This is a genomic window from Stenotrophomonas sp. GD03777, assembly GCF_029842485.1.
Classification (GTDB): Bacteria; Pseudomonadota; Gammaproteobacteria; order Xanthomonadales; family Xanthomonadaceae; genus Stenotrophomonas; species Stenotrophomonas sepilia.
Map to the genome: position 1 here is coordinate 1 of NZ_JAOCGL010000038.1, position 24,727 is coordinate 24,727.

Below are 24,727 nucleotides of genomic sequence, written 5' to 3' on the forward strand. Positions count from 1 at the left end.
GGTCGCGCCTGCACGCCGCTGTCTGCTTCATCCCTGCCGCCCCTGACCGGGCCTTCCGTGCCTGCCGCGCCCTTCGCGCACGGCATCGCGCCACCCTGCATCCTTCGAGGTAACTGCCATGGCCCAGCGCCATCGTGTCCGTTCGTCCCTGTCCCGTACCCTGCTGACCAGCGCCGTGCTGGCGGCTTTCGCCAGCCCCGCCTTCGCCCACGGTGACGCCGCCGGCGCACCGCAGACGCTGGACAAGGTGGTGGTCACTGCCTCCGGCTTCGAACAGAAGGTGATCGATGCCCCGGCCAGCATCAGCGTGGTCAGCCGCGAGGAACTGAGCAAGCGCCCCTATACCAGCCTGGTCGACGCGCTGCGCGACGTCGAAGGCATCGACGTGGGCCTGGAAGCGACCGACAAGAACGGCCGCGCCACCGTGTCGATGCGCGGCCTGCCGTCCGAGTACACCCTGGTGCTGATCGACGGCCGCCGCCAGAGCAATGTCGGCCAGATCTATCCGAACAACTTCGGTGGCGGCCAGTTCGCCTACCTGCCGCCGCTGGAGGCGATCGAACGCATCGAAGTCGTGCGCGGGCCGATGTCCACGCTGTACGGCTCGGACGCGATGGGCGGCGTCATCAACATCATCACCCGCCGCAACCAGGACAGCTGGCACGGCTCGGTCAGCCAGAGCTTCACCGTGCAGCAGGACGACCAGTTCGGCGATGCGCGCACCACCGACCTCTACCTCAGCGGCCCACTGCTGAAGGATCGCCTCAGCCTGGCACTACGCGGCAGCTACTACGATGCCAAGGCATCCAACCCGGAATGGGATGCATTGTCCCTGCCCGACGGCAGCCTGTGGGAGCGCAGCATCGGCTTCGGCGGTGGCGGCAAATCGGTCGCCAACACCAACTGGAATACCGGGGTGCGCCTGGACTTCCATGTCAACGATGACCACGAACTGTGGCTGGACTACGACGTGTCTCGGCAGAAGTACGACAACCGCGAAGGCCAGACCGGCACCCTCGACAGCCTGGCCAGCCTGTGGCGCGTCGGCAATGCGGTGATCCCCAACCCGAACGGCAGCGGCACCGTCACCCGCCGTGTGGTGCAGCCGCGCGTGGGCTACACCGCCTACCAGCGCTACGAGCGCGATCAGCTATCGTTGACCCACCAGGGCCGCTACAGCTTCGGCACCTGGCAGACTTCGCTGACCCACAGCAAGAGCAGCAATCTCGGCCGTTCTCTGCCGCTGACCCTGGACGAGCGTGCCAACCTGCAGACGCTGTGGAATGACGTCTGCCGTCGCACCGGCGCTTCCAACAACTGCGCGGCCGGCCGTGGCAATGCGCTGGCCGCACTCCATCCCAGCGAGATGGCGCGCCTGCAGGCGTTCCTGCCGCGCCCGCTGCGCACCATGGAACTGGAAGGCTACGTGCTCGACACGATGCTCGACCTGGACTTCGGCGCACACAAGCTGACGGTGGGTGGCCAGTACAACAACACTGACATGGTCGATGGCGTGTTCGGCATGGATGGCGCCGGCTACCGCAGCAACGTCAAGCAGAAACACCGCATGTGGGCGCTGTTCGCCGAGGACAACTGGGCGCTGACCGACACCCTCACCGCCACCTTCGGCCTGCGCTACGACGACCACAACGTGTTCGGCAGCCACGTTAGTCCGCGTGGCTACCTGGTGTGGAACGCCAGCGATGCGTGGACCTTCAAGGGCGGCGTCAGCACCGGCTACAAGACCCCGCGACCGGACCAGCTGTTCCCGGGCATCACCGGCTTCGGTGGCCAGGGCGTGCTGCCATTGGTCGGTTCGCCGAACCTCAAGCCTGAAACCAGCACCAACTACGAGCTGGCCGCCTACTACGAGGGCCAGCGCTGGGGCTTCAACGTCACCGGCTTCTTCAACACGTTCGAAGACAAGATCGCCAGCGGCGGCACCTTCCCCAACTGCGAAGTGGCGCGCGCCGGCAGCGGCTACTGCGTGGACATCGGCCCGGGTTGGGCGGCACTGGGCTACAGCACCTTCACCCAGAGCGTGAACATCGACAAGGCCGAGACCCGCGGTGCCGAACTGGCCGCGCATGTCGACCTGCTCGACTCTCTGCAGCTGCGCGGCAACTACACCTGGACGAAGAGTGAGCAGACCAGTGGCGCACAGAAGGGGTTGCCGATCAGCGGCACCATGCCGGCAAGACACATGGCCAACGCCAGCCTCAACTGGCAGATCAATGAAGCGGTCAGCCTGTCGCTGATCGGTGAGGGCCGCTACGACCGCTACCGCGACACGCTGCTGGATGCAAACGGCGCCAGCCACACCCGCTACTACGAGGACTACACGATCTTCCATCTCGGTGGCAGCTGGAAGGCCACGCCCTGGCTGACGGTGAACGCGCGGGTCAACAACCTGCTCGACAAGGATTTCGTCTCGCAGTCGTGCCTGTTGATCAGCCAGAGCGAATTCAACTGCGTGGACGACTATGCGACCAAGGACCAGCGCCGCAGCTACTGGATTTCGCTGAACGCGAAGTTCTGATCGCCGCGCCCTGCTCCTGCTCCACGCATGGCGTGGATCTACCGATCGGTAGTGCCGGCCGCTGGTCGGCACCCCGGAATGCCTGCTCCGGGATACAGAACGACACGCAATTGCGAGCTATTCTCATCAATGATGTAATGGGCAGTCCCCGTCCGCTTCGAACCGTGCCGTGAGCCGTCCTGCCTCTTCCACCGTGCAGCAGCAACAGAACCGTGGCTTCTGGCTGCGGACGCTGCACCAGTGGCACTGGATCAGCTCCGCGGTTTGCCTGATCGGCATGCTGCTGTTCGCGGTGACCGGCCTGACTCTTAACCATGCCGCGAAGATCGAGGCCAAACCCCAGGTGCAGAACCAGCATCTGGAACTGCCGGCCGCGCTGCTGGGCCAGCTGGGCACGCGCGAGGACGGCAACGCGCCGATTCCGCGCCCGGCCCGGCAATGGCTGGACACGCAGCTGGGCATCGCCATCGGTGGGCGCCCGGCCGAGTGGTCGGCCGAGGAGATCTATCTGTCGCTGCCGCGCCCCGGTGGCGACGCCTGGCTGAGCATCGACCGCGAAACCGGCGCGGTGGAGTACGAATCGACCTCGCGCGGCGTGGTCTCCTACCTCAATGACCTGCACAAGGGCCGCAACGCAGGCCCGGCGTGGGGATGGTTCCTGGACCTGTTCGCCGTGGCCTGCCTGGTGTTTTGCATCACCGGCCTGTTCCTGCTGCACCTGCATGCGCGGCAACGGCGCATGACCTGGCCGCTGGTCGGCCTCGGCCTGATGATCCCGCTGTTGATCGCCCTGCTGCTGATCCACTGACTTCCACCGTGAATTCCATCCGTTCCTCCGGAGCCGCCCCATGCGCGTCACCCTGACCATCGCCCTCAGCGGCCTGCTGGCCACCTCGCCGGCCTATGCCACCACCCTCGACATCAACGTCGAAGTGCCCAAGCTCAACGTGGCCGAGTACCACCGCCCGTATGTGGCGGTGTGGCTGGAAGGCGCCGACCAGAAGGTCGCGGCCAACCTGTCGGTCTGGTACCAGCAGACCAGCAACAGCGAGGGCCACGGCACCAAGTGGCTGCCCGACCTGCGCCAGTGGTGGCGCAAGAGTGGCCGTACCCTGCAGGTGCCGGTGGACGGCGTGACCGGCCCGACCCGCCCGGCCGGCAGGCACGCACTGTCGTTCAGCGACAGGCAGCCGGCACTGAAGCAGCTGGCCCCAGGCAACTACACACTGGTGGTGGAGGCGGTGCGCGAAGTCGGCGGCCGCGAACTGCTGAAGATCCCCTTCACCTGGCCGGCCACCGCCGCGCAGAACGGCAAGGCGCAGGGCGCCACCGAACTGGGTCAGGTCACCCTGTCCGTCAAACCGTAATTGTCTGAGCCGGGGTCGGATCCCTTCCACAGGAAGGGCTCTGACCCCATCGCCACATCCCCGGGATCAGAGCCCTTTCCGTTGGAAAGGGATTCGACCCCTTCCAACTGGAGTCTTCCGCATGAAGCGCACGCTCGTCCTCGCCGCCGCCCTGGCCGCTGCCCTTCCCTTCTCCGCTCTGGCCCACAAGGCCTGGCTGCTGCCCTCGCAGACCGTGATCGCCGGCAACGCACCGTGGATCACCGTCGACGGTGCGGTCTCCAACGACCTGTTCTACTTCAACCACGTGCCGCTGCGACTGGAATCGCTGGTGATCACCGCGCCGGACGGCAGCACCGTGCAGCCGCAGAACGCGACCACCGGCAAGTACCGCAGCGTGTTCGACATCGAACTGAAGCAGCCGGGCACCTACCGCATCGCGTCGGTCAATGACGGCCTGTTCGCCACCTACGAGCAGAACGGCGAGCGCAAGCGCTGGCGCGGCAGCGTGGCGACCCTTGGCGAACTGCCCAAGGACGCGAAGAAGCTGGAACTGAGCCAGTCGGTGGGCCGCGTGGAGACCTTCGTCACCAACGGTGCGCCGAACGACACCGCGCTGAAGCCGACCAACCGGGGGATCGAGCTGGTCGCTGTTGGCCACCCGAACGACCTGTTCGCCGGCGAAGAAGCCACCTTCCGCGTGCTGGTCGATGGCAAGCCGACCGCCGGCCTGGAGTTCGAGATCGTGCGGGGTGCCACCCGCTACCGCAACGCACAGGACGAACTGAAGCTCACCAGCGACGCCAGGGGCGAGATCAAGGTGACCTGGCCGGAAGCCGGCATGTACTGGCTGGAAACCGGCACCGAAGACAACAAGACCTCGGTGAAGCAGGCCGCCAAGCGCCGCCTGAGCTACGTCGCCACGCTGGAAGTGTTGCCGCAGTAATAGATGTGGACCGCGATGCCGGGCAGGCCCCGGCATCGTGCCTGCGGTAGACCACCATGACCGATCCCCAGCTCGACATCGCCCGCCTCGGCGGCACCACCATGGGCACCACGTGGAGCGTGTCGCTGGTCGCGCCGCGCCAGCGCGACCTGCATCCACTGCATGCCGGCATCCAGGCGCGGCTGGATGCGGTGGTGGCGCAGATGAGCACCTGGGAGCCCGGCTCGAACCTGAGTCGCTACAACCGCGCCAACGCGGGCCAATGGTGCGTGCTGCCGGCCGAGACCCGCCACGTTCTGGCCTGCGCACAGGCCATCGCTGCCGCCAGTGGCGGCGCCTTTGATCCCACCATCGGTCCGCTGGTTGCGCTGTGGGGCTTCGGTGCACACGCCGGCGAACGCCGCCAACCCGATGCCACCACCGTACAGGCCACGCGCGAGCGCTGCGGTTGGCGGCGCCTGCAGTGGCAGGGCGATGCGCTGCTACAACCGGGTGGACTGCAACTGGATCTCTCTGCGATCGCCAAGGGCTTCGGCGTCGATCACGTGGCTGCCTGGCTGCGAGGGCAAGGCATTGCGGCAGCGCTGATCGAGGTCGGCGGCGAGCTGGCCGGCTACGGCCGCAAACCGGATGGCCAGCCGTGGCGCGTGCTGGTGGAGTCCGCACCGGAAGAAGATGCGCGGACCGACACCCCGCCTCGCGTGCTGGCACTGGATGGCCGGGCGGTGGCCACCTCCGGCGATCGCTGGCACCAGTACCACGCCGATGGCGAGGCTTACAGCCACAGCCTCGATCCGGGTACTGGCAGGCCGGTGCGCCAGGTCGCTGCGGCAGTCACGGTGGTGGCCGGCGATGCGATGCACGCCGATGCCTGGGCAACCGCGCTGACCGTACTCGGTCGCGACCAGGGCATGGCGCTGGCCGAGCGCGAAGGCCTGGCGGCGCGCTACCTGCATCGCGCAGCGGATGGCCCACTCGAATTTCTCAGCAGCGCCTTCCAGCGCCTGCTCGACGAGCAAGGCGCATGAGCACCCGTCCGTCGCGCGCGTGGCTCGGCAACGCTCTGGTGCTGTTCCTGCTGGCAGTGATCGGCTGGGCGCTGCTGCGGCTGCATCTGGGCGAAGCCTGGTGGCAGGGCGCGCCACCGGCGCGGCAGTCGCAGATCGCGGTGCTCGCTACGGCGTTGTATGCGCTGGCCTGCGCCGCACTGTGGTGGCGTGGGCGACCGCGCGACCATGCTGCCTCTGGCGATGCCGCACCGATCCTGCTGGTCTGGTCCAGCCAGACCGGCTTCGCGCGCGAGCTGGCCGAACGCAGTGGCGAGGCATTGCGTGGTGCCGGCGTGCCGGTGCGCGTGCGCGGTCTGCATGAGGTCGACGCCGCCTTGCTGGCCGGCAGCCAGCGTGCATTGTTCATCGCCAGCACCACCGGTGAGGGCGATCCGCCTGACCACGCGCTGCCGTTCCTGCGCGATGTCATGGTCTCGCCGCCTTCACTGCAGCACCTGCACTACGGCGTGCTCGCGCTGGGCGACCGCAGCTACGGCCACTTCTGCGGATTCGGCCACCAGCTTGACCAATGGCTGCGGCAGCACGGCGCGCATGCGCTGTTCGATGTGATCGAGGTCGACAACGCCGATCCGGCAGCGCTGCGTCATTGGCAACAGCTGCTGGGACAACTCGGTGGTGGCGCCAGTGAAATGCCCGACTGGAGCCCGGCCGAATACCAGCCGTGGACGCTGCTGCAGCGCGAACATCTGAACCCGGGCAGCCCCGGCGGTCCAGTGTACTGGTTGCGCCTGCGGCCACCGGCCGGCGCAGATGTGCAGTGGCAGGCCGGCGACATCGCCGAGATCGGCCCGCAGCATGCGTCGCACACCGTGCGTGCCTGGCTGGACGCACAGCGCTTCGATGCGGACAGGGTGCTGGATGACGGGCAGACGTTGCTGGCACGCGTCGCGCACTCGCACCTGCCTTCATTGGTCCCCCCGGGCGATCTGCCCGCGCTGCTGGCGACCCTGCAGCCGCTGCCGCATCGCGAGTACTCCATCGCCTCAGTGATGGCCGACGGCGCGGTGGAGCTGCTGCTGCGTCGCCAGCTACGCGCCGATGGAACACCCGGCATCGGCAGCGGCTGGCTGTGCGACCACGCCGCACTTGGCGAACCGGTGCAACTGCGCCTGCGCCGCAACGACAATTTCCATGGCGTCGCCGCCGAGGTACCGCTGCTGCTGATCGGCAACGGCACCGGCATCGCCGGCCTGCGCGCACACCTGCACGAACGCGTACGCAGTGGCGCGCGCCGTACCTGGCTGCTGTTCGGCGAGCGCACCGCCGCGCATGACTTCCATTTCGGCGAAGAACTGCAGGCGATGCTGGCCGATGGCACGCTGGCGCGGCTGGATGCAGTGTTCAGCCGCGATGGCGGTGTGCATCGCTATGTGCAGGACCGCCTGCTGGCCGAAGCAGCAACACTGCGGCAGTGGGTGGATGAAGGCGCGACGATCCTGGTCTGTGGCAGCCTGCAGGGCATGGCCCCGGCGGTGGATGCGGTGATCGAGCAGGTGCTGGGGACTGCGGACAAGGAAGCGCTACTGCTGGCCGGTCGTTACCGGCGCGATGTGTATTGAGGTCGCCCCATCCACGCATGGCGTGGATCTACTGAACGGCGTGTCCAGGCAGGGTGGCAACCGCAGTGCAAGTAGATCCACGCCATGCGTGGATGGTACCCACCGGCGCCCAGGAATCATCCCGCCGCCGCACTGACCCGGATCGCCAGCAACTCGCCCCCGCCCTGCAACGCATGCCTTTGCCGTTCACCGGCCGCCAACCACGCGGTATCGCCAGCGTGCATCGGCGGCAGACCGCTGTCAGCTCCAAATTCGGCATGACCGGCCAACAGGTAAAGCGCCCAGGCCACGCCTGGTTCGCAGAAGAAGAACATGCTGCCCACCAGTGGCCGGTGCAGGAGTTCGGCCTGCAGCAGGTCGCGCTTCCACATCAGGTTGAAGTCGTGGGTGGTGCCGTCGACCAGTTCGCCGTGCAGCGTTTCCTCGCCCGCAAAGCGCACGCGCCCATGCGGCGGCAGGACTTCGGCCACGCGGCCATCCTCGAAGCGCAGGCGCACGCCATTGCCCTGCAGCAGCACCAGCTCGCGCTCCACGCCGGGAAACGCGGAGAACGCGGCGTCCAGCTCGATCTCGGCCACCGACAGGCGCAGCGCCCAGTCGTCGCCCTGCGCGGGCAGGCGCAGGATCTCGCGGGTCCAGCCCAGGCCGTTGCGCCAGCGTTCGCGGCGGTAGTCCAGGCGTGAGATGACCTGGCTCGGAGTGTGCAGCAGGGAGTCGACGTTCATCGGCGCATTGCATCACGCCGCGCGCCATCGTGCATCACCGCGTGGCGAGCGTGCCCTGGCCGCCGCACCCGCCGGCCAGCAGCTGCGAGTGTTTCAACCAGTCCTGGTCGGGGTAATAGGCGAACACCATCGTGCCGCCACGCAACGCATCGATCAGTGGCTTGGCCACCGACAGGCGCACCGCCGGGCAGCCCAGGCTGCGGCCCAGCCGCCCCTGCAGCTGCGCGGTGGCCGGGTTCACATACGGCGCGCCGTGGATGACGATCGCGCGATCACGCGCGCGGTCATTGAAGCCCGGCTCCAGCCCGGCCAGGCGCAGCGAATAGCCGTTGCCGCCCATGTAGGTCTCCTGCGCGGTGAACGCGCCGAGGCTGGACATGAAACTGCCATCGCGGTTGGAGAAGTGCTCGGTGCGGTTCTCGCCGCTGTTGCGGCCATGCGCCACCCATTCCTCGAACAGCAGGCGCTGGTGGGCCAGGTCGAACACCCACAGGCGCGGCTCGGTGGACGGTCGCGAGTAATCGATAACGCTCAGTCGGTCACCGTTGATGCCAAGCTCCGGCCGCTGCAACGCACAGCGCATGGCGCGCGCCGCCAGCTGCAACACGTGGCGGTCGGCCTTGGGCGCACTGCGCGACAGCAAGGCAGCCAGATCTTCGGCACTGGTGGCGAGGGCGGGCGTCTGTGCCAGCGCCGGGGCGCTGGCCGAGGTCGCCAGCAGGCCGAACGCGGCCAGCCGGCACAGGCGGGATGCAGTCATGGGCACAACGAAGGGACTCAGTTGCCCTTGAGGGTGGACCCTGGCGGCTCGGATTCCAAGACCGGCTGCATTCCGGATTCAGCCGGGCTTGGGCGGACCGCCGGCAGCGAGGTCACCAGCAGGGTCGTGCCTGGCACCAGCACCCGGTACAGCTGGCGGGCGAACTCGGCCGGCAGCGCCATCGGCAGCGAGGGCGTGGCCAGCAGGTCCGGCGTGGCCTGGGCGCGGTCCTGGCCCAGCAACGGGTAGGCCGTCCACTGGTGCAGGCGCTGGTTCGCGTCCAGCGGGCTGGGCGTATCGCTGAAACCCTGCCCCATCACGAACAGGGTGGTGCCCTGGAAGGCCGGCAGCGCGTCGGCCTTCAGCGGCGACTCGCCGATCATCACGCCATCGCGCAGCACGTACAGGCGCTGGTCGTGCAGGCTGACCAGGATGCCGACCTGCCCGGCCGGCGCCGCGCTGTCGTTCCACCAGGCCTGTGCCGGCGCCCCACCCTCCGTCTCCGGCAGGGCCTGGCCGCGTGCATTGACCGGTGCCAGCACCGACGGATAGGCCAGGGTCATCGGCGAGCTCTTGGCATCGGCCACCACGACGGTATCGCCGCGCTGGGTTTCGCTGAACAGCTTCTGCGCGAAGGCCTGCGGCAGGCGCACGCAGCCGTGCGAGGCCGGATGCCCGGGCAGGCTGCCGCCATGCAGGGCGATGCCGTCCCAGGTCAGCCGCTGCATGTACGGCATCGGCGCGCTGTTGTAGAGGTTGGACTTGTGGTCCTTGTCCTTCTGCAGGATGGTGAACACACCGGTCGGTGTCTCGTGCCCGGCCTTGCCCGAGCTGATCGTGGTCAGGCCGATGGCAATACCGTTGCGGTAGACGTAGGCACGCTGCTCATCGAGGCTGACCACCAGCACGATCGGGCCGGTCGGCGAGATTTCCGGATGCCACAGGTATTCGCCCGGTTTCAGGTCGGTCGGCCCGCGCACCTCGGCGGTGCCGGCAGTGGCAGCTGCGGGCTTGGCAGCCGGTGCCGGCGCAGCGGCATGGGCCAGCAGCGGCAGGGCCAGTGCAAGAGCGAGCATCAGAGTGGTTGGACGGTGCAGAAGCATCCAGCGGGGGTCCTTTCCATGCGGAGCCGCCACCGTACACCATCGGCCCGTGGTGGCCGCGGCAAAACCTGGCGCCGGAAATGAAACTGCCCGGCGACACAGCCATGTGTCGTACCGGGCAATCGTTACGTCCTTGTCGGCCTGCTGCCGCCCCCTCGCATCCTGCGCTGTGGGGGAAGCGTTGCGTCCTGCACGCGGCCGCGTCTGTCCTGTTTGTATCTCAGCCCCTTCCACAGGTCTGTGATGCCACCATCCTGGTGATTGGTGCCGCATCCTGCGGCGGTCGGTGGTCACGGCCGTCCTGTCCGTGACCGCTGAACCAGCCTCCTGCCGGTTCCGACGATTCCTGCTGTCAGCGCCTGGGTACGGTCCGCACCGGTACCGATCCGGGTACCGGATCCGCCGGCAACAACCTGTTGCCTACGGTGATCCGCTGTCGATTCCGTTCGACGATCGCTTTCCCTATCCCCTTCACCTGCGCCAGGTCCTCGACGCGATGAAACGGGCCGTGTCTGCGCCGGTGCTCGACGATCGCCTCGGCCTTGGCGGCTCCGACCATCGTCAATCCCTGCTGCAGCGCCTGGGCATCGGCGCGGTTGATGTCGATCGGTTCGGCGGCATGCGCCCCAGCGATCCCCACTACCAGCACCAGTGCCCTCAACACGACACTCCAAGGCACGACGTGTATCTCCCTGTGATTCTGGCCGCCCCGACCGGCAATCCCGTCGGCAGGAACAGTGTCCGTCACCACATGTGCACAGCCTATCGGTTTCCCGGATTTCCGTAAGCCAGCCAAATACCCGACGTGATGTAGGAAAAACCCTACCCGTGGCACAGGCGTAGAATGGCCGGATCAGCCCATGCAACCGGAGTTTCAGATGGACAGCGCCAAGCTCGGCCAATTCGTCAATGACAAGTGGGACAGCGAAATCGTCCCGCAGTTGGTCGACTACATCCGCATTCCCAACAAGTCGCCGATGTTCGACGCCAATTGGGTGCAGAACGGCTATATGGAACAGGCGGTCACCCTGATGGAGAACTGGGCCAGGGCCCAGCAGCTGCCCGGCCTGAAGGTTGAAGTGGTGCGCCTGGAAGGCCGCACGCCGCTGATCTTCCTGGAAATTCCAGCGACCGGCGCCGAAACCGGCGACGACACCATCCTGCTCTACGGCCATCTGGACAAGCAGCCGGAAATGACTGGCTGGGATGACGATCTCGGCCCGTGGAGGCCGGTCCTTCGCGGCGACAAGCTGTATGGCCGCGGCGGTGCGGACGACGGCTACGCCATCTTCGGCTCGCTGGCCGCGGTGCTGGCGCTGCAGGCCCAGGGCCTGCCGCACGCCCGCTGCGTGGTGCTGATCGAGGCCTGCGAAGAGTCCGGCAGCTACGACCTGCCGGCCTACGTCGACCACCTGGCCGAGCGCATCGGCAAGCCCTCGCTGGTGGTCTGCCTGGATTCGGGCTGCGCCAACTACGACCAGCTGTGGTGCACCACCTCGCTGCGCGGCCTGACCGGCGGCAACTTCACCGTGAAGGTGCTCAACGAAGGCGTGCATTCCGGCGATGCCTCCGGCGTTGTGCCGTCCAGCTTCCGCCTGCTGCGCCAACTGCTGTCGCGCATCGAGGACCAGGACACCGGCCGTATCCTGATCGACGGCATGAACGTCGAAATCCCCGCCGAGCGCCAGGAACAGGCCAGGCGCGCTGCCGAAGTGGTCGATACCGAGATCTTCGAGAAGTTCCCCATGGTCGACGGCCTGCGTCCGATGAACGAGGACCTGACCGAGCTGGTGCTCAACCGCACCTGGCGCCCGGCGCTGTCGGTCACCGGCGTGGGCGGCATGCCGCCGCTGGAATCGGCCGGCAACGTGCTGCGCCCGCAGACCTCGGTGAAGCTGTCGCTGCGCCTGCCACCAACCGCCGATGGCAAGACCTGCGGCGAGCTGCTGAAGGAAGCGCTGCTGCGCGATCCGCCGAACGGCGCGCAGGTCACCCTGGACCTGGAAAAGGCCTCTACCGGCTGGAACGCCCCGGCGATGGCGCCGTGGCTGACCCAGGCCATCGACGACGCCAGCCAGGCCTTCTTCGGCAAGCCGGCGATGTACATGGGCGAAGGCGGCTCGATCCCGTTCATGGGCATGCTGGGCGAGAAGTTCCCGGGTGCGCAGTTCATGATCACCGGCGTGCTCGGCCCGCACTCCAATGCGCACGGCCCGAATGAGTTCCTGCACATCCCGATGGGCAAGAAGGTCACCGCCTGCGTGTCCAAGGTGATCAGCGAGCACTACGCCGCCAGCCTGCGTGGCGAGACCAGCGGTTCGCCGGTGGCTGCCGACAGCGGCACCCGCCACGGCGACCACGGCTGCTGCTGATCCGGCACCGGTGACGGACGCAGCCTGGCCTTGCTAGGCTGCGTCCACACTCAAGCGGAATCCGCGCGCATGAATGGTCTGTTCGGCAGCAGCAGCTGGTTGTACATCCTGCTGGTCGGCTTCTTCGTCGGCCTGCTCGGGCGTTTCTTCATGCCCGGCAACAACCGCATGGGCTGCCTGCTGACCATCGTGCTGGGCATCCTCGGTGCGCTGCTGGCCGGTTGGTTCGGCCAGTACATGGGCTGGTACGCCCCCGGCGAACCGGCCGGCTTCCTCGGTGCGGTGGTGGGCGCGGTGGCCGTGCTGGCCGTCCTGCGCCTGTTCAGCGGCCGCCGCTGACCCCGTCCCCCTTCCCTTCCTGTTCCCGACGTTGGCGCGCCCAGCGCCCCCGGATATGCCCGCATGACCGAACCCGCCTCCGATCCCCAGCGCAGCGCGCGGCGCCTGCAATGGGCCCGTACCCAGCTCGACGATGCCAGCGCGGTGGTCGAGCGCGCTTCGGTCGATGCCGGCATGCGCAGCTACTGGCGCACCACCAGCACCCGTGGCAGCCACATCGTGATGGACGCCCCACCGGGGCTGGAAGATCCGCGGCCGTGGCTGCGCATGCGCGGCCTGCTGCACGACCACGGCCTGCGCGTGCCCGCGCTGTTGGCACAGGACCTGGAGGCCGGCTTCCTGCTGCTGGAAGATCTCGGCGGTCCGACCCTGGCCATGATCCTCGACGCGCGCAATGCCGATGAATGGTTTGGCCGCTCGATCGAACAGCTGCTGCGCCTGCAGGCGATTGCGGTGCCAGCCGACTTCGGCCAGTTCGGCGAGGCGCTGCTGCAACGCGATGCCGGGCTGTTCGACGAATGGTTCCTGCAGCGGCACCTGAACCTGGAACTGGACTGCGGTGAGCTCGAGGGGCTGCAGCTGGTGCATCGCCGGTTGATGGACAACGCGCTGGGCCAGGCCCAGCTGATGACCCACCGCGATTACATGCCGCGCAACCTGATGCCGGTCGACGACGGCCCCGCGGTGCTGGATTTCCAGGACCTGGTGCTTGGCCCGATCGCCTACGACGCGGTGAGCCTGTTCAAGGACGCCTTCCTGAGCTGGCCGCTGCAGCGCGTTGACGAGTGGCTGGCGCAGTACCACGAACGCGCGCGCGACGCCGGCCTGCCGGTGCCCGACCGCGCCACCTTCCTGCGCGATGCCGACTGGATGGGCATCCAGCGCCACGTGAAGATCCTCGGCCTGTTCTGCCGCCTGCGCTACCGCGACAACAAGGGCCATTACCTGGACGACGCACCGCGCTTCATCGGCTATCTGGATGAAGTGCTGCCACGCTATCGCGAGCTGGCTCCCCTGCAGCAGCTGCTGGAAAACCGCATCAAGCCGGCGCTGGCCGACCTCGGCGCACCAATGCGCGTGGCCCGATGAAGGCGCTGGTGTTTGCCGCCGGGCTCGGCGAGCGCATGCGCCCGCTGACCCTGCACACACCCAAGCCGCTGCTGGAAGTGGCCGGCAAGCCGTTGATCGTCTGGCACCTGGAACGCCTGGCGGCGCTCGGCGTGCGCGAGGTAGTGGTCAACACCGCGTGGCTGGCCGAGCAGTTCCCGGCGACGCTGGGTGATGGCAGCCAGTGGGGCCTGCGTCTGCATTTCCTTTACGAAGGGCAGACCCCGCTGGAAACCGGCGGCGGCATCCTCAACGCATTGCCGGTGCTGGGCGATGCTCCGTTCCTGGTGGTGAACGGCGATATCTGGACCGATTTCGATTTCGCCACGCTGCCGCGCGAGCCGCAGGGCCAGGCACACCTGGTGCTGGTCGACAATCCGGCGCAACACCCCAACGGTGACTACCGACTCGATGCGCAGGGCCTGCTGCACCACGACCACGCAGGGCCGTGCCTGACCTATGCCGGCATCGGCGTGTATCGCCCCTCCATCGTGGCCGACTGGCGCACGGTGATCGGCGATGCGCCGGGTAGCGAGCGTGTTCCGCCGAAGTTCTCGGTGGTGCCGCTGCAGAAGCATTTCATGGCGCAGGGGTTGATGACGGGGCAGCACCATCGTGGGCGCTGGACCGATGTGGGTACCGTGGATCGCCTGCGCGCGCTGGATGTGGAGTTGGCAGCGAACGGCTGAGCCCCTCGTGGCTGGATGTTTTGAGAGCAGAAGCCTTGCTTGGCCGGGCGCGTCCAGCCACGGAAGAAAGAAAGAAAGAAAGAAGAGCAAAAGCGTGTCGCTTCGCTGCGCTTGCTCCAGTGACGACCAACGGTCGTCACCCACCACAAGCAAGACACGTGTCGACCAAGGTCGACACCCACCAACAGCAGTGCAGTACGCAGTCCCGGCAGACCGCGGGAAGCTGTCGAAGGCGGGGTGGGTCCGGTTGCGGGGGCGTGAGCCGCATGGATGCGGCGACCGAGCTTACATGGACGTACTTGCAGCGTCCCCCGCAACCGGACCCACCCCGCCATCCCACGGATAGCCCGCTTTTGACGTTGACGTTGCTTCGGCTTCGGCGGGTGCAGGGCGCAGCCCTGCAAACAAACCCCACCCTCAGTAACGAGGCCGGCCTTCTTCCAGCACCTGGCGCAGGAACGGCACGGTGATCCGCCGCTTCGCCGCCAGCGATTCGCGGTCCAGCCAGTCCAGCAGGGTGATCAATCCACCCAGCTCACGGCCGGTGTGCGACAGCAGCCATTCGATGGCCGCTTCGTCGATGGCCAGGCCGCGTCGCAGTGCACGCTCGCGCAGCACCGCAGCACGACCTTCCTCATCCAGCGGCTGCAGCAGCACGCGCACGCACTGGCCCAGGCGCGAACGCAGGTCCGGCAGCACCAGGCCCAGCTCGCCCGGCGCCTTCTGCGCCGTGTACAGCACGGTTACACCTGCAGCGCGCGCGCGGTTGTGGAAATCAAACAGCGCGATCTCGTCCTCGCGATTGCCGGCAACCTCGTCCAGCCCGTCCAGCGCCACCAGTTCGCGTGCGTCCAGCCCATCCAGCGCTGCACGGACGCGGCCTGCTGCGCTGGCCAGTGGCACGTACGTCGGCAGGCGCCCGGCCTGCTCGGCGCTGGAGCACATCGCCAGCGCCTGGTGGGTCTTGCCGGTTCCCGCCGCACCTTCCAGGTAGACCCAGTCGTGGCTGGCACCAACCGCGATCGCGCGCAGCTGCGCCAGCGCGCCGTCCGGCGCGCCGATGAAGGTCTCCAGGCGCTGGTCCCGCGGGTAATGCAGGGCCAGCGGCAGTTGCGGCACACCCATCACTTCAGGTCGGGGCCCTTGTCGTTCGGAACGATGATATGGGGGGCGTCCACTACGCCATCAAGCACGATCGCCGGCTTCTCGCCCACGTACAGCTCGCTCTGGCGGTAGCGCTGATGCGCATAGCGCAGCAGCACGTTGGTCACCGCCGCCACCGGCAGCGCCAGCAGCATGCCGAGGAAGCCGAACAGCTGGCCGCCGGCCATCACCGCAAAGATCACTGCCACCGGGTGCAGGCCGATCTTGTCGCCGACGATACGCGGGGTCAGCACGTAGCTTTCCAGCAGCTGGCCCACGGTGAACACCACGCCCACCAGGATCAGCAGCTTCAGGTCGAAGCCCTGCGCCTGCACCAGTGCCGCGATCACCGCCATCAGCACGCCAGTGGTCGCGCCCAGGTATGGGATGAAGCTGATGAGGCCGGCAATCAGGCCGATCAGCAGGCCCAGCTTGAGGCCGACCAGCGACAGGCCGCCGGCATAGATCACGCCCAGCGCCAGCATCACCAGGAACTGTCCGCGGATGAACGCCCCCAGCACCTCGTTGGACTCGCGCGCCAACGCGCTGATGGTGCCGATGTGGTTGCGCGGAATCACCGACGCCACCCGCTCGACCAGCTTGTCCCAGTCGCGCAGGAAGTAGAACGCCAGGATCGGCAGCAGCAGGATGTTGACCACCCAGGTCACCATCGCAAAGCCCGAACGCGAGACGTAGCCCATGAATGTGGTGGCGAAGCCGCCGGCCTGCTGCCAGTGGCTGCGCACCCATTCGATCAGGCGGTCCGGATCCAGCCACTGCATCACTTCCAGGCCGGTCTTCTGCTCGAACCAGGGGATCCCCTTCTCCATCAGCCACGCCTGTGCCTGCGGCGCGACCGCAATCAGGGTGGTGATCTGGCGCTCGATCATCGGCACCAGCACCAGCAGCAGCGCCACGATCACCAGCACCATCGCAGCGAACACCAGCACCACGCCGGTCATGCGCGAACGGCCGGTGGCCTCGATGCGGTCCACCAGCGGATCGCCCAGCCACGCCAGCGCCAGCGCCAGCACGAACGGGGTCAGGATCGGTGCCAGCAGCCACACCACCCAGCCGACCAGGCCGGCAAACAGGATGTACTTCAGGCGGCGCAGGAACTGCGCGATTTCGGCTTCCGGGGTCAGGGTCATCGCAAGCGGTACTCGTTGCTGACCGGCGCGGCCACCGGGGCACCGGTGGTGTCATCGATCGGGGTCGGCAGGGCCGGCAGCGTCGCGCTGGGCACCAGCACGCCATTGTCGCCCAGCATGCGGTTGAAGCCGGCCAGGCCGGTGGTCATCTCCAGGCTCAGCTCCAGCTGGCCGGCCGAAGCGTGCAGCGGGGTGACGTTGCGCACCACCGGCACCTCGCGCAGGCCGGCGGCAAGGCGCAGGTAGTCGTCGGCACTGTTGATGCCGGTGACCACCACGCGGTAGGTCCCGGCCTGACCGACGGCGGCACCCGCCTTGGCATAGCGCTTGACCAGCGCGTCGGCGGCGCCATCGGCACCGGCGGCCATCGCACGCATGGCGTTGGCGTCCTTGCTGGTCCACTTGTTCAGCTCGCGGCCGTTGTCGACGAACACCCAGTCCGCCTGCCAGCCGCCGTTGGCGCGGTAGAGCTTGCCGATCAGCTGCATCGGCGGCGAGTAGCGCGACGAGGCGCGGGCCACGGCGGCACTGTCCTGGCGCCAGATGGCACCGGCCAGCGCCTGTTCGGCGGCACCGCCGCTGGGCAGGCCCAGCTTGTAACCCCGCTCGATGGCGCGGTTCAGCAGCGGGCGGGCGGCGTTGGCCTGCTGCACGCTGACCAGGCGCGGGCCACTGCCGTCGTCGACGGCCAACCACACCACCGGTTTCGGCCGCGGCTGCGGCCACAGCGGCAGGCCCAGCGCCGAGACCAGCGAGTCGACGTCATCCTCGCGGAAGCGGGCCACCAGCAGGGTCCTGAAGCTCGGCGCGCCGCTGGCGCCCACGCTCTGGTCCTGCTTGTAGTCGTAGCTGGCCACGTAGTCCTTGGCGTTGCGCAGCGCCTGCACCACGCCGGGGCGGGACATCACGTTGCGGTCGCCGGACAGTTTGCCCAACACCACGCTCAGGGCACGGGCCAGGGCGCCGTTGCGATCGGCTTCGGCCTGGCTGTTGACGGGCACTTCGGCCTCGTACGCACCCGAGGCGGTGGCAACATCTCCCTCGGTGCGCAGGCCGCTCTGGGCCATCGTGGCCACCGGCAGGCTCAGTGCAAGGAGCAGGGTCAGAATCAGGCTGCGGCGCATCAGGACATCCATTGGCTCGACGAATCCGGGGGAATTGTTGCCCGAATACGGCCTTTGCGCCAATGCGGCCTGTTAAAATCGCCCGTTCAACCCCTGCCAGCGCCGACGCCCGTGACCAACACCCCGTCTTCCGCCCCCTCCCCCCTCACCTACCGTGACGCGGGTGTCGACATCGACGCCGGCAACGCGCTGGTCGAGCGGATCAAGCCCCTGGTCAAGCGCAGCTTCCGCCCGGAAGTGATGGGCGGTCTGGGCGGCTTCGGCGCCCTGTTCGACCTGTCCAACAAGTACCGCGAGCCGGTGCTGGTGTCGGGTACCGACGGCGTGGGCACCAAGCTGAAGCTGGCCCATCAGCTGAACCGCCACGATACGATCGGCATCGACCTGGTCGCGATGTGCGTGAACGACGTGCTGGTACAGGGCGCCGAGCCGCTGTTCTTCCTGGACTACTTCGCCACCGGCAAGCTGGACGTCGATACCGCCGCGGCGGTGGTGGGCGGCATCGCCAACGGCTGCACCGAGGCCGGCTGCGCGCTGATCGGCGGTGAAACCGCTGAAATGCCCGACATGTACGCCCCGGGCGAGTACGATCTGGCCGGCTTCACGGTGGCTGCGGTCGAGAAGAGCGAGCTGAAGGACGGCGCCAGCGTGGCCGCCGGCGACGTGCTGATCGGCATCGCCTCGTCCGGCCCGCATTCCAACGGCTACTCGCTGGTGCGCCGCATCTACGACCGCGCCGGCCGCCCGGCCGATCTGGAACTGGAAGGTGGCGTGAAGCTGGTCGACGCGCTGATGGCACCGACCCGCCTGTACGTGAAGCCGATCCTGTCGCTGCTGAAGTCGCACGGCGATGCCATCCACGGCATGGCCCACATCACCGGTGGCGGCCTGACCGAGAACATCATCCGCGTGGTGCCCGATGGCCTCGGCCTGGACATCCAGGCCTCGTCCTGGACCCTGCCGCCAGTGTTCCAGTGGCTGCAGAAAGAAGGCGCGGTCGCCGACAGCGAGATGTGGCGCACCTTCAACTGCGGCATCGGCTTCGTGCTGATCGTGGCAGCGGAGCAGGTCGCTGCCGTGTCCGAGGCGGTCCAAGCCCAGGGCCTGGACCACTGGACCATCGGCCAGGTGGTCACCGCCGAAGGCGCCGAACGCGTCCGCATCGGCTGAACCCGACCCCGAGGAGCCCGCATGGACGCAACGCCCCCCCTGGCACCCACCCCGGTACCGCCGCCGTTGGCGGCCGTGCCGGTCTTCAGCAGGCAGGACGCTGACCACCTGCGCGCGCTGTCCATCGCGCACTACGTGTTCGGCGGCCTGATCGCGCTGCTCTCGCTGTTTTTCATTCTGTACATCGTGCTCGGCATCAGTGCGCTGAGCGGCCATCTGCCGATGAACTCCGGGGGTCAGCCCTCGTCGCCGGCCGAACAGCGCCTGTTCGGCTGGGTGTTCACGGTGCTGGGGACTGTGTTCGTCGCCGGTGGCCTGGGCATGGCCGCATTCGTCATCCAGGCCGGACGCTGCCTGGCCCAGCGTCGTCGCCACCTGCTGTGCCTGATCGTGGCCGGCCTGCTCTGCCTGTGCGCGCCGCTGGGCACCGTTCTGGGGGTATTCACCCTGGTTACGCTGCTGCGCCCGCAGGTCAAGGCCGCCTTCGATGCAAGTGGTGCAACGACATGACGACACCCGGCGCACCACCGCCGCTACCACAGCAGACCCTGGCGCAACTGCAGCTGGCCAGCCACCTGCAGACGCTGAAGGTGCTGTTCTACGCGCTGGCGGTTTTCCACTGGATGGCCGCGCTGGCGTTCCTCGGTTTCATCGGCCTGGTCGCCAGCTCACGCGGGCTGGCCGATGGCGCGGTACTGGCCACGGTGTACGGGGTCATTTCGCTGTTGGCGGCCGCGCTTGGCGTCGTGCAGCTGCACACCGCACGCCTGCTGTCGCGCCGCACCGGGCTGGCCTGGTGCCAGCGCGCGGCCTGGCTGGCGGTACTGGCTGGCCCGCTGGGCATGGCCCTGACCGCCTACGCCTGGGTGTTTCTGTCCAAGCCTGACATGGCCGCACTGTTCGACCGTGGCGACCATCTCAGCGTCTGAGCTTGCCGGCAGACGCCCCCCTCCCCTGATCGACTCCCCATGTCCGCGCCTGCCCTCTCCACGACCGCCTCGCCTGCCGCTTCCCGTTTCACGGGCCCCAAGAAGCTGGCCTTCGCCGCCGTGCTGGCGGTGTTCGCGATCAGCTGGATCCACCCGCTGTGGCCCACCGAGCAGGCCCTGCACAGCACCCTGACCGTGATCGGGCTGGCCGCACTGCTATGGGTCGACCGCCGGGGTAGCTGGCTGGGCAACGGTGCCTTCATCGCGATCTGCGGCTTCATTGCACTGCACTGCGTGGCTGCGCGCTGGCTGTACTCGAACGTGCCCTACGACGCATGGGCGCAGGCGCTGACCGGCTGGTCGCCGAATGCGGCGTTTGGCTGGCAGCGTAATCATTTCGACCGGCTTATCCACTTCCTGTTCGGCGTCTGCTTCACGCCTGCGCTGCTGCAGCTGGCACGCCATGCCTGGCCGGCGCTGCGCCGCCGCCAGGCTTTCACCCTGGCGGTGATGGCAGTGATGTGCGCCAGCCTGGTCTACGAGTGGTTCGAGTGGGCCATCGCGCTGGCCCTGTCGCCGGACGCCGCCGAGGCCTACAACGGGCAGCAGGGCGACATGTGGGACGCCCATGCCGACATGCTGCTGGCGACCGTGGGCAGCCTGCTGAGCTGGCCGTTGATCCGCCGGAGTCCCGCGCAATGACCGCGCCCACCCGCATCGCGGTGCTCGCCTCTGGGCGCGGCAGCAACCTGCAGGCCATCCTCGATGCCATCGCGGCCGGGCGCCTGCCCGCCGAGGTCGTCGGCGTGTTCTCCGACCGCCCGGCCGCCGCCGCGCTGCAACGGGTCGGCGCCAGCCTGCGCTGGGCACATGCGCCGAAGGAATTCGACGACCGCGCCGCCTACGAGCAGGCCTTGGGCGATGCACTGGCCGCGGCCGCGCCGGACTGGATCGTCTGCGCCGGCTACATGCGCATTCTCGGCGCCGCCTTCGTGCAGCGCTTCAATGGCCGCCTGGTCAACATCCACCCCTCCCTGCTGCCACTGCACAAAGGGTTGGATACGCATGCGCGAGCTTTGGACGCCGGCGATGCCGAGCACGGGGCCAGCGTGCATCTGGTCGTTCCCGAACTGGATGCCGGCGCCGTCCTGGCACAGGTACGGGTACCGGTGATGCCCGGCGATGACGCCGACAGCCTGGCCGCGCGCGTGCTGGCGGTGGAGCATCCCCTGCTGATCGCCACCCTCCAGCTGCTGTGCGCCGGCCGCCTGACTGAACGGGAGGGGCAGCCGCACCTGGACGGTCACCCCCTGTTTAGCCCACTGGCCCTAGATTCCGCCGGGAACCTGAACCGGTAACGCCCACGCACACGCCCCGCTGACTGCGGGGCTGGCATCCTGCCCTCTCCTGCAGCTCCTGTCCTCCATGAAGACCACGACCCTGCTGTCCACTTCATTGCTGCTGTCGCTTGTCGTGCTTCCCGGCGTGGGTTGGGGCCAGGTGCAAGCGCCTGCGGCCCCTGCGCAGCCGGCGCCTGCAGTCCAACCGCCTGCGGAACCGGCCGTGCCGATGCCGCCGGCGCTGGCCTGGGAGCCGCCGCCGCTGCAGCCGTTCACCGCGACCTACCAGGCCTTCTACAAAGGCAAGGAGGCCGGCGACGCCAGCATGCAGGTCACCCACACCGGCGGCAACCAGTGGCGGGTGGACATGCAGGTGGTTGGCCGCCGCGGCTTTGCAAGCGTGCTGGGCCTGAACATCGAACAGAGCACGGTGTTCGAAGAGCGCAGCGGCGTCTATGCGCCGCTCAGCCAGAGCACGGTGCGCAAGGGCCTGTTCCTGGGCAAGAAGGCGGTCGGCACGTACAACTGGCAGGCCGGCACCGCGCAGTGGAGCGGCGACGTCAAGAAGGAACGTGCGCAACCGATCCCGCTGCAGCCGGGCGACCAGAGCGCGCTGCTGATCAATCTGGCGATCATGCGTGATGCCCGCCCGGGCGCCACCATGCATTACCGCTACGTGGACATGGGCAAGGTCCGCCAGCACGACTACCAGGCCGCGCCGCAGACCGAGAACGTCGAGGTCGGCGACCTGTCCTACAACGCGCTGCGGGTCTACCGGACCAACGGCGGCAACAACGAAACCATCCTCTGGATCGCCAACGGTGTCCCCACCCCGGTGCGCATCCTGCAACGCGAAGACGGCGAAGACCGCGTCGATCTACGCCTGATCGAGTACCAAGGAGTCTGAGCATGAGCACCCTGACCCGCCCCCTCACCTGGATCGCTGCAGCCGCACTGTCGGTGGCCAGCCTGCCGGCCATGGCCCTGCAGCCATTCAAGGCCGATTACCTGGCCAGCTACATGGGCATGCAGGCCAATGGCAGCATGACGCTGAGCAGCGAGGGAGCCAACAAGTGGCGCTACACGCTGCAGGTGAAGAACCAGCTGGCCGACCTGAGCCAGAGCACCGTGTTCGAAGAGGTGCGCGGCCAGCTGCGCCCGCTCAGCAGCCAGGACCGTTCGGCACTGCTGGTGAAGAAGCGCAATGTGCAGGCCAACTACAACTGGACCAGCAACCAGGCCACCTGGACCGGCGACATCAAGCCGGACCGTGCGGGCCCCATCGCGTTGAAGACGGGCGACATGGACGCGCTGCTGATCAACCTGGCAATCGCCCGCGACCTGGCCGCCGGCAAGCCGCTGACCTATCGCATGGTCGACGAAGGCCGCATCAAGAACATGACCTACCGCGTGGTCGGCAAGGAATCGATCACCGTGGGCGGCAAGAGCTACGAGGCCACCAAGGTCTCGCGTGCCGACGGCAACAAGGAGCTGATCGCCTGGATCGTGCCGGAATTCCCGGTGCCGGCGCGCATGCTGCAGCGTGAGAGCGGCCGCGATGCGCTGGACCTGACCATCAAGGCGATGAACTGAGCGCCCGGGGTCGGATCCCTTCCCAACGGGAAGGGCTCTGACCCCGACAGCGACCCGGCGCCTTCATCCACGCATGGCGTGGATCTACCGTAAAAAAACGCCCGCTTTCGCGGGCGTTGTTCTTACTTCTTTTGCTCGGCCGCGGCCGGCTTGAACTCGGTGCGGCAGTCCACGCGGATCTGCTCGCCGGTGCTGCGCCAGATGAAGGTGCGGCAATGGCGGTTGCCGTCCTGGCTGTCGTTCACCGCGACCGCGTAGAACGATTCGATGATCTCGTCACGCGAGACCGTGCCGTCGCCGTTCCAGTCCATGTCCTTCTGCTCGATGCCCTGGGTGATGGCGATGTTGGCGTACCAGGCATAGCCCAGCCACGCCAGCACGATCAGCACCAGGGCCAGCAGCGCCTTGCGGCGCGGGCTGAACTTGCCGCGCAGGATCATGGCACGCGCCGGATGGTGGCGCCGAGCGAAGACAGCTTCTCTTCGATGTTCTCGTAGCCACGATCAAGGTGATAGATGCGGTCGATGGTGGTCTCGCCGCTGGCCATCAGGCCGGCCAGGATCAGCGAGGCCGAGGCACGCAGGTCGGTGGCCATTACCGGCGCACCGCTCAGGGTCTCGCTGCCACGCACGATGGCGGTGTGGCCTTCGACCTGGATGTCCGCGCCCAGGCGCAGCAGTTCGTTGACGTGCATGAAACGGTTCTCGAAGATCGTTTCGTTGATCACGCCGACGCCGTCGGCCACGCAGTTGAGCGCCATGAACTGCGCCTGCATGTCGGTCGGGAATGCGGGGTACGGCGCGGTGGTCAGGTTGACCGCCTTCGGTCGCTTGCCCTGCATGTCCAGGGTGATGGTGTCTTCGGTGGTCTCGATCTTCGCGCCGGCCTCGACCAGCTTGGACAACACCGCGTCCATGGTGTTCGGGCGCGCACGGTTGACCGTGACCTTGCCGCCGGTCATCGCCGCAGCGACCAGGAAGGTACCGGTTTCGATGCGGTCGGGCAGCACTTCGTGGCGGCCGCCGGACAGGCGCTCGACGCCTTCAATGACCAGGCGGGCAGTGCCCAGGCCTTCGATCTTCGCGCCCAGCGCGATCAGGCAATGCGCCAGATCGGTCACTTCCGGTTCCATCGCGCAGTTGTCGAGGACGGTGGTGCCTTCGGCCAGCACCGCGCCCATCAGCACGTTCTCGGTGCCGGTGACGCTGACCATGTCGAAGGTGAAATGGCCGCCCTTCAGCCGCTTGGCAGTGGCCTTGATGAAGCCGTTCTCGACCACGATCTCGGCACCCAGCGCCTGCAGGCCCTTGATGTGCTGGTCGACCGGACGCGAACCGATCGCGCAGCCGCCGGGCAGCGACACTTCCGCCGCGCCGAAGCGGGCCAGCAGCGGGCCCAGCACCAGGATCGAGGCGCGCATGGTCTTGACCAGCTCGTACGGCGCAACGTGCTGGTTGACCGAACGCGGGTCGACCACGATCGCACTGCCACGCGACAGCGTGCCCTGGTCGATGGTGACCTTGGCACCCAGTTCGCCCAGCAGCTTGACCGTGGTGACCACGTCGTGCAGGTGCGGCACGTTGGTGATCTCCACCGGCTCATCGGCCAGCAGGGTCGCGCAGAGGATGGGGAGGACGGCGTTCTTGGCGCCGGAGATGCTCACTTCACCGTGCAGCGCAGCGCCGCCGGTCACAACGATCTTGGCCATGTATTCGGGATCTT

At 67.7% G+C, this 24,727-nt stretch carries 26 protein-coding genes; 17 read left to right on the forward strand and 9 right to left on the reverse strand.

Annotation, left to right across the window (positions count from 1 at the left end; all coding sequences use genetic code 11):
• Positions 1–118: 118 nt before the first annotated feature.
• The 6 genes from N5E02_RS10215 (at position 119) to N5E02_RS10240 (ending at position 7,460) form a co-directional block, all read left to right on the forward strand.
• The gene (locus tag N5E02_RS10215; protein WP_279946229.1) at positions 119–2,539 is read left to right on the forward strand and encodes a TonB-dependent receptor; all 2,421 of its coding nucleotides are present in this window, start codon (positions 119–121) and stop codon (positions 2,537–2,539) included.
• Positions 2,540–2,708: 169 nt separating this feature from the next.
• Complete coding sequence (locus N5E02_RS10220; protein WP_053496843.1) at positions 2,709–3,347, forward strand: PepSY-associated TM helix domain-containing protein; 639 nt, start codon at positions 2,709–2,711, stop codon at positions 3,345–3,347.
• Between the two features lie 40 nt (positions 3,348–3,387).
• Positions 3,388–3,906 (forward strand): DUF2271 domain-containing protein, encoded by a 519-nt coding sequence (locus N5E02_RS10225; RefSeq protein ID WP_065177931.1) that lies wholly within the window; start codon positions 3,388–3,390, stop codon positions 3,904–3,906.
• 121 nt (positions 3,907–4,027) lie between these two features.
• Entirely contained in the window at positions 4,028–4,831 is an 804-nt protein-coding gene (locus N5E02_RS10230; protein WP_053496840.1) for a DUF4198 domain-containing protein, read from the forward strand.
• 56 nt (positions 4,832–4,887) lie between these two features.
• Entirely contained in the window at positions 4,888–5,859 is a 972-nt protein-coding gene (locus N5E02_RS10235) for an FAD:protein FMN transferase (RefSeq protein ID WP_139726787.1), read from the forward strand.
• Positions 5,856–7,460 carry a sulfite reductase subunit alpha gene (locus N5E02_RS10240; RefSeq protein WP_065185836.1) on the forward strand — a complete coding sequence of 535 codons (1,605 nt, stop codon included), beginning with the start codon at positions 5,856–5,858 and terminating at the stop codon, positions 7,458–7,460. The genes N5E02_RS10235 and N5E02_RS10240 overlap by 4 nt, the downstream gene beginning before the upstream one ends.
• A 116-nt stretch (positions 7,461–7,576) precedes the next feature.
• On the opposite strand, the gene N5E02_RS10245 is transcribed toward N5E02_RS10240, so the two are convergent.
• The 4 genes from N5E02_RS10245 to N5E02_RS10260 all read right to left on the reverse strand — a co-directional run bounded on the left by N5E02_RS10245 (position 7,577) and on the right by N5E02_RS10260 (position 10,727).
• Positions 7,577–8,185 carry a HutD family protein gene (locus N5E02_RS10245; RefSeq protein ID WP_088496716.1) on the reverse strand — a complete coding sequence of 203 codons (609 nt, stop codon included), beginning with the start codon at positions 8,183–8,185 and terminating at the stop codon, positions 7,577–7,579.
• Positions 8,186–8,219: 34 nt separating this feature from the next.
• Positions 8,220–8,945 carry a murein L,D-transpeptidase catalytic domain family protein gene (locus N5E02_RS10250; RefSeq protein ID WP_065185834.1) on the reverse strand — a complete coding sequence of 242 codons (726 nt, stop codon included), beginning with the start codon at positions 8,943–8,945 and terminating at the stop codon, positions 8,220–8,222.
• Positions 8,946–8,962: 17 nt separating this feature from the next.
• A complete protein-coding gene (locus tag N5E02_RS10255; protein ID WP_065177935.1) occupies positions 8,963–10,048 on the reverse strand; it encodes a L,D-transpeptidase in 1,086 nt (361 codons plus the stop codon).
• 352 nt (positions 10,049–10,400) lie between these two features.
• The gene (locus tag N5E02_RS10260) at positions 10,401–10,727 is read right to left on the reverse strand and encodes a helix-hairpin-helix domain-containing protein (RefSeq protein ID WP_032953992.1); all 327 of its coding nucleotides are present in this window, start codon (positions 10,725–10,727) and stop codon (positions 10,401–10,403) included.
• 199 nt (positions 10,728–10,926) lie between these two features.
• On the opposite strand from N5E02_RS10260, the gene N5E02_RS10265 reads away from it, so the two are divergent.
• The 4 genes from N5E02_RS10265 to murU all read left to right on the forward strand — a co-directional run bounded on the left by N5E02_RS10265 (position 10,927) and on the right by murU (position 14,555).
• Entirely contained in the window at positions 10,927–12,420 is a 1,494-nt protein-coding gene (locus N5E02_RS10265) for a M20 family metallopeptidase (RefSeq protein WP_279946233.1), read from the forward strand.
• A 69-nt stretch (positions 12,421–12,489) separates the two neighbouring features.
• Positions 12,490–12,759: a GlsB/YeaQ/YmgE family stress response membrane protein gene (locus tag N5E02_RS10270; protein ID WP_005415577.1), complete on the forward strand. Its 270-nt coding sequence runs from the start codon at positions 12,490–12,492 to the stop codon at positions 12,757–12,759.
• A gap of 63 nt (positions 12,760–12,822) precedes the next feature.
• Entirely contained in the window at positions 12,823–13,848 is a 1,026-nt protein-coding gene (locus tag N5E02_RS10275; protein ID WP_279946230.1) for a phosphotransferase, read from the forward strand.
• Positions 13,845–14,555, forward strand: coding sequence for an N-acetylmuramate alpha-1-phosphate uridylyltransferase MurU (murU, locus tag N5E02_RS10280; RefSeq protein ID WP_279946231.1), 711 nt, complete (start codon positions 13,845–13,847; stop codon positions 14,553–14,555). The genes N5E02_RS10275 and murU overlap by 4 nt, the downstream gene beginning before the upstream one ends.
• A gap of 417 nt (positions 14,556–14,972) precedes the next feature.
• On the opposite strand, the gene hda is transcribed toward murU, so the two are convergent.
• The 3 genes from hda to N5E02_RS10295 are packed head-to-tail and all read right to left on the reverse strand — an operon-like array spanning position 14,973 to position 17,985.
• Positions 14,973–15,680, reverse strand: coding sequence for a DnaA regulatory inactivator Hda (hda, locus tag N5E02_RS10285; protein WP_053500213.1), 708 nt, complete (start codon positions 15,678–15,680; stop codon positions 14,973–14,975).
• Entirely contained in the window at positions 15,680–16,849 is a 1,170-nt protein-coding gene (locus N5E02_RS10290; RefSeq protein ID WP_053500214.1) for an AI-2E family transporter, read from the reverse strand. The genes hda and N5E02_RS10290 overlap by 1 nt, the downstream gene beginning before the upstream one ends.
• Positions 16,846–17,985, reverse strand: coding sequence for a DUF2066 domain-containing protein (locus tag N5E02_RS10295; protein WP_032953985.1), 1,140 nt, complete (start codon positions 17,983–17,985; stop codon positions 16,846–16,848). The genes N5E02_RS10290 and N5E02_RS10295 overlap by 4 nt, the downstream gene beginning before the upstream one ends.
• Before the next feature lie 99 nt (positions 17,986–18,084).
• Here N5E02_RS10295 and purM point away from each other — a divergent pair, with 99 nt between their 5' ends.
• The 7 genes from purM (at position 18,085) to N5E02_RS10330 (ending at position 23,005) form a co-directional block, all read left to right on the forward strand.
• The gene (purM, locus tag N5E02_RS10300) at positions 18,085–19,143 is read left to right on the forward strand and encodes a phosphoribosylformylglycinamidine cyclo-ligase (RefSeq protein WP_053500215.1); all 1,059 of its coding nucleotides are present in this window, start codon (positions 18,085–18,087) and stop codon (positions 19,141–19,143) included.
• A 21-nt stretch (positions 19,144–19,164) separates the two neighbouring features.
• Positions 19,165–19,653, forward strand: a complete 489-nt coding sequence (locus N5E02_RS10305; RefSeq protein WP_061480736.1) for a hypothetical protein — start codon at positions 19,165–19,167, stop codon at positions 19,651–19,653.
• A complete protein-coding gene (locus N5E02_RS10310) occupies positions 19,650–20,072 on the forward strand; it encodes a hypothetical protein (RefSeq protein ID WP_005415569.1) in 423 nt (140 codons plus the stop codon). Before N5E02_RS10305 ends, N5E02_RS10310 begins: the two co-directional genes overlap by 4 nt.
• Positions 20,073–20,111: 39 nt before the next feature.
• Entirely contained in the window at positions 20,112–20,774 is a 663-nt protein-coding gene (locus tag N5E02_RS10315) for a DUF2238 domain-containing protein (protein WP_279946232.1), read from the forward strand.
• Positions 20,771–21,430 (forward strand): phosphoribosylglycinamide formyltransferase, encoded by a 660-nt coding sequence (purN, locus tag N5E02_RS10320; protein ID WP_065185831.1) that lies wholly within the window; start codon positions 20,771–20,773, stop codon positions 21,428–21,430. The genes N5E02_RS10315 and purN overlap by 4 nt, the downstream gene beginning before the upstream one ends.
• A 67-nt stretch (positions 21,431–21,497) precedes the next feature.
• Positions 21,498–22,319 (forward strand): DUF3108 domain-containing protein, encoded by an 822-nt coding sequence (locus tag N5E02_RS10325; protein WP_005415566.1) that lies wholly within the window; start codon positions 21,498–21,500, stop codon positions 22,317–22,319.
• Between the two features lie 2 nt (positions 22,320–22,321).
• Positions 22,322–23,005: a DUF3108 domain-containing protein gene (locus N5E02_RS10330; protein ID WP_065177940.1), complete on the forward strand. Its 684-nt coding sequence runs from the start codon at positions 22,322–22,324 to the stop codon at positions 23,003–23,005.
• 122 nt (positions 23,006–23,127) lie between these two features.
• Here N5E02_RS10330 and N5E02_RS10335 read toward each other — a convergent pair whose 3' ends face one another.
• Together N5E02_RS10335 and murA are read right to left on the reverse strand one after the other, a co-directional pair.
• A complete protein-coding gene (locus N5E02_RS10335; RefSeq protein ID WP_065185829.1) occupies positions 23,128–23,445 on the reverse strand; it encodes a hypothetical protein in 318 nt (105 codons plus the stop codon).
• Positions 23,442–24,713 (reverse strand): UDP-N-acetylglucosamine 1-carboxyvinyltransferase, encoded by a 1,272-nt coding sequence (gene murA, locus N5E02_RS10340; protein ID WP_065185828.1) that lies wholly within the window; start codon positions 24,711–24,713, stop codon positions 23,442–23,444. The genes N5E02_RS10335 and murA overlap by 4 nt, the downstream gene beginning before the upstream one ends.
• Positions 24,714–24,727 lie beyond the last annotated feature (14 nt).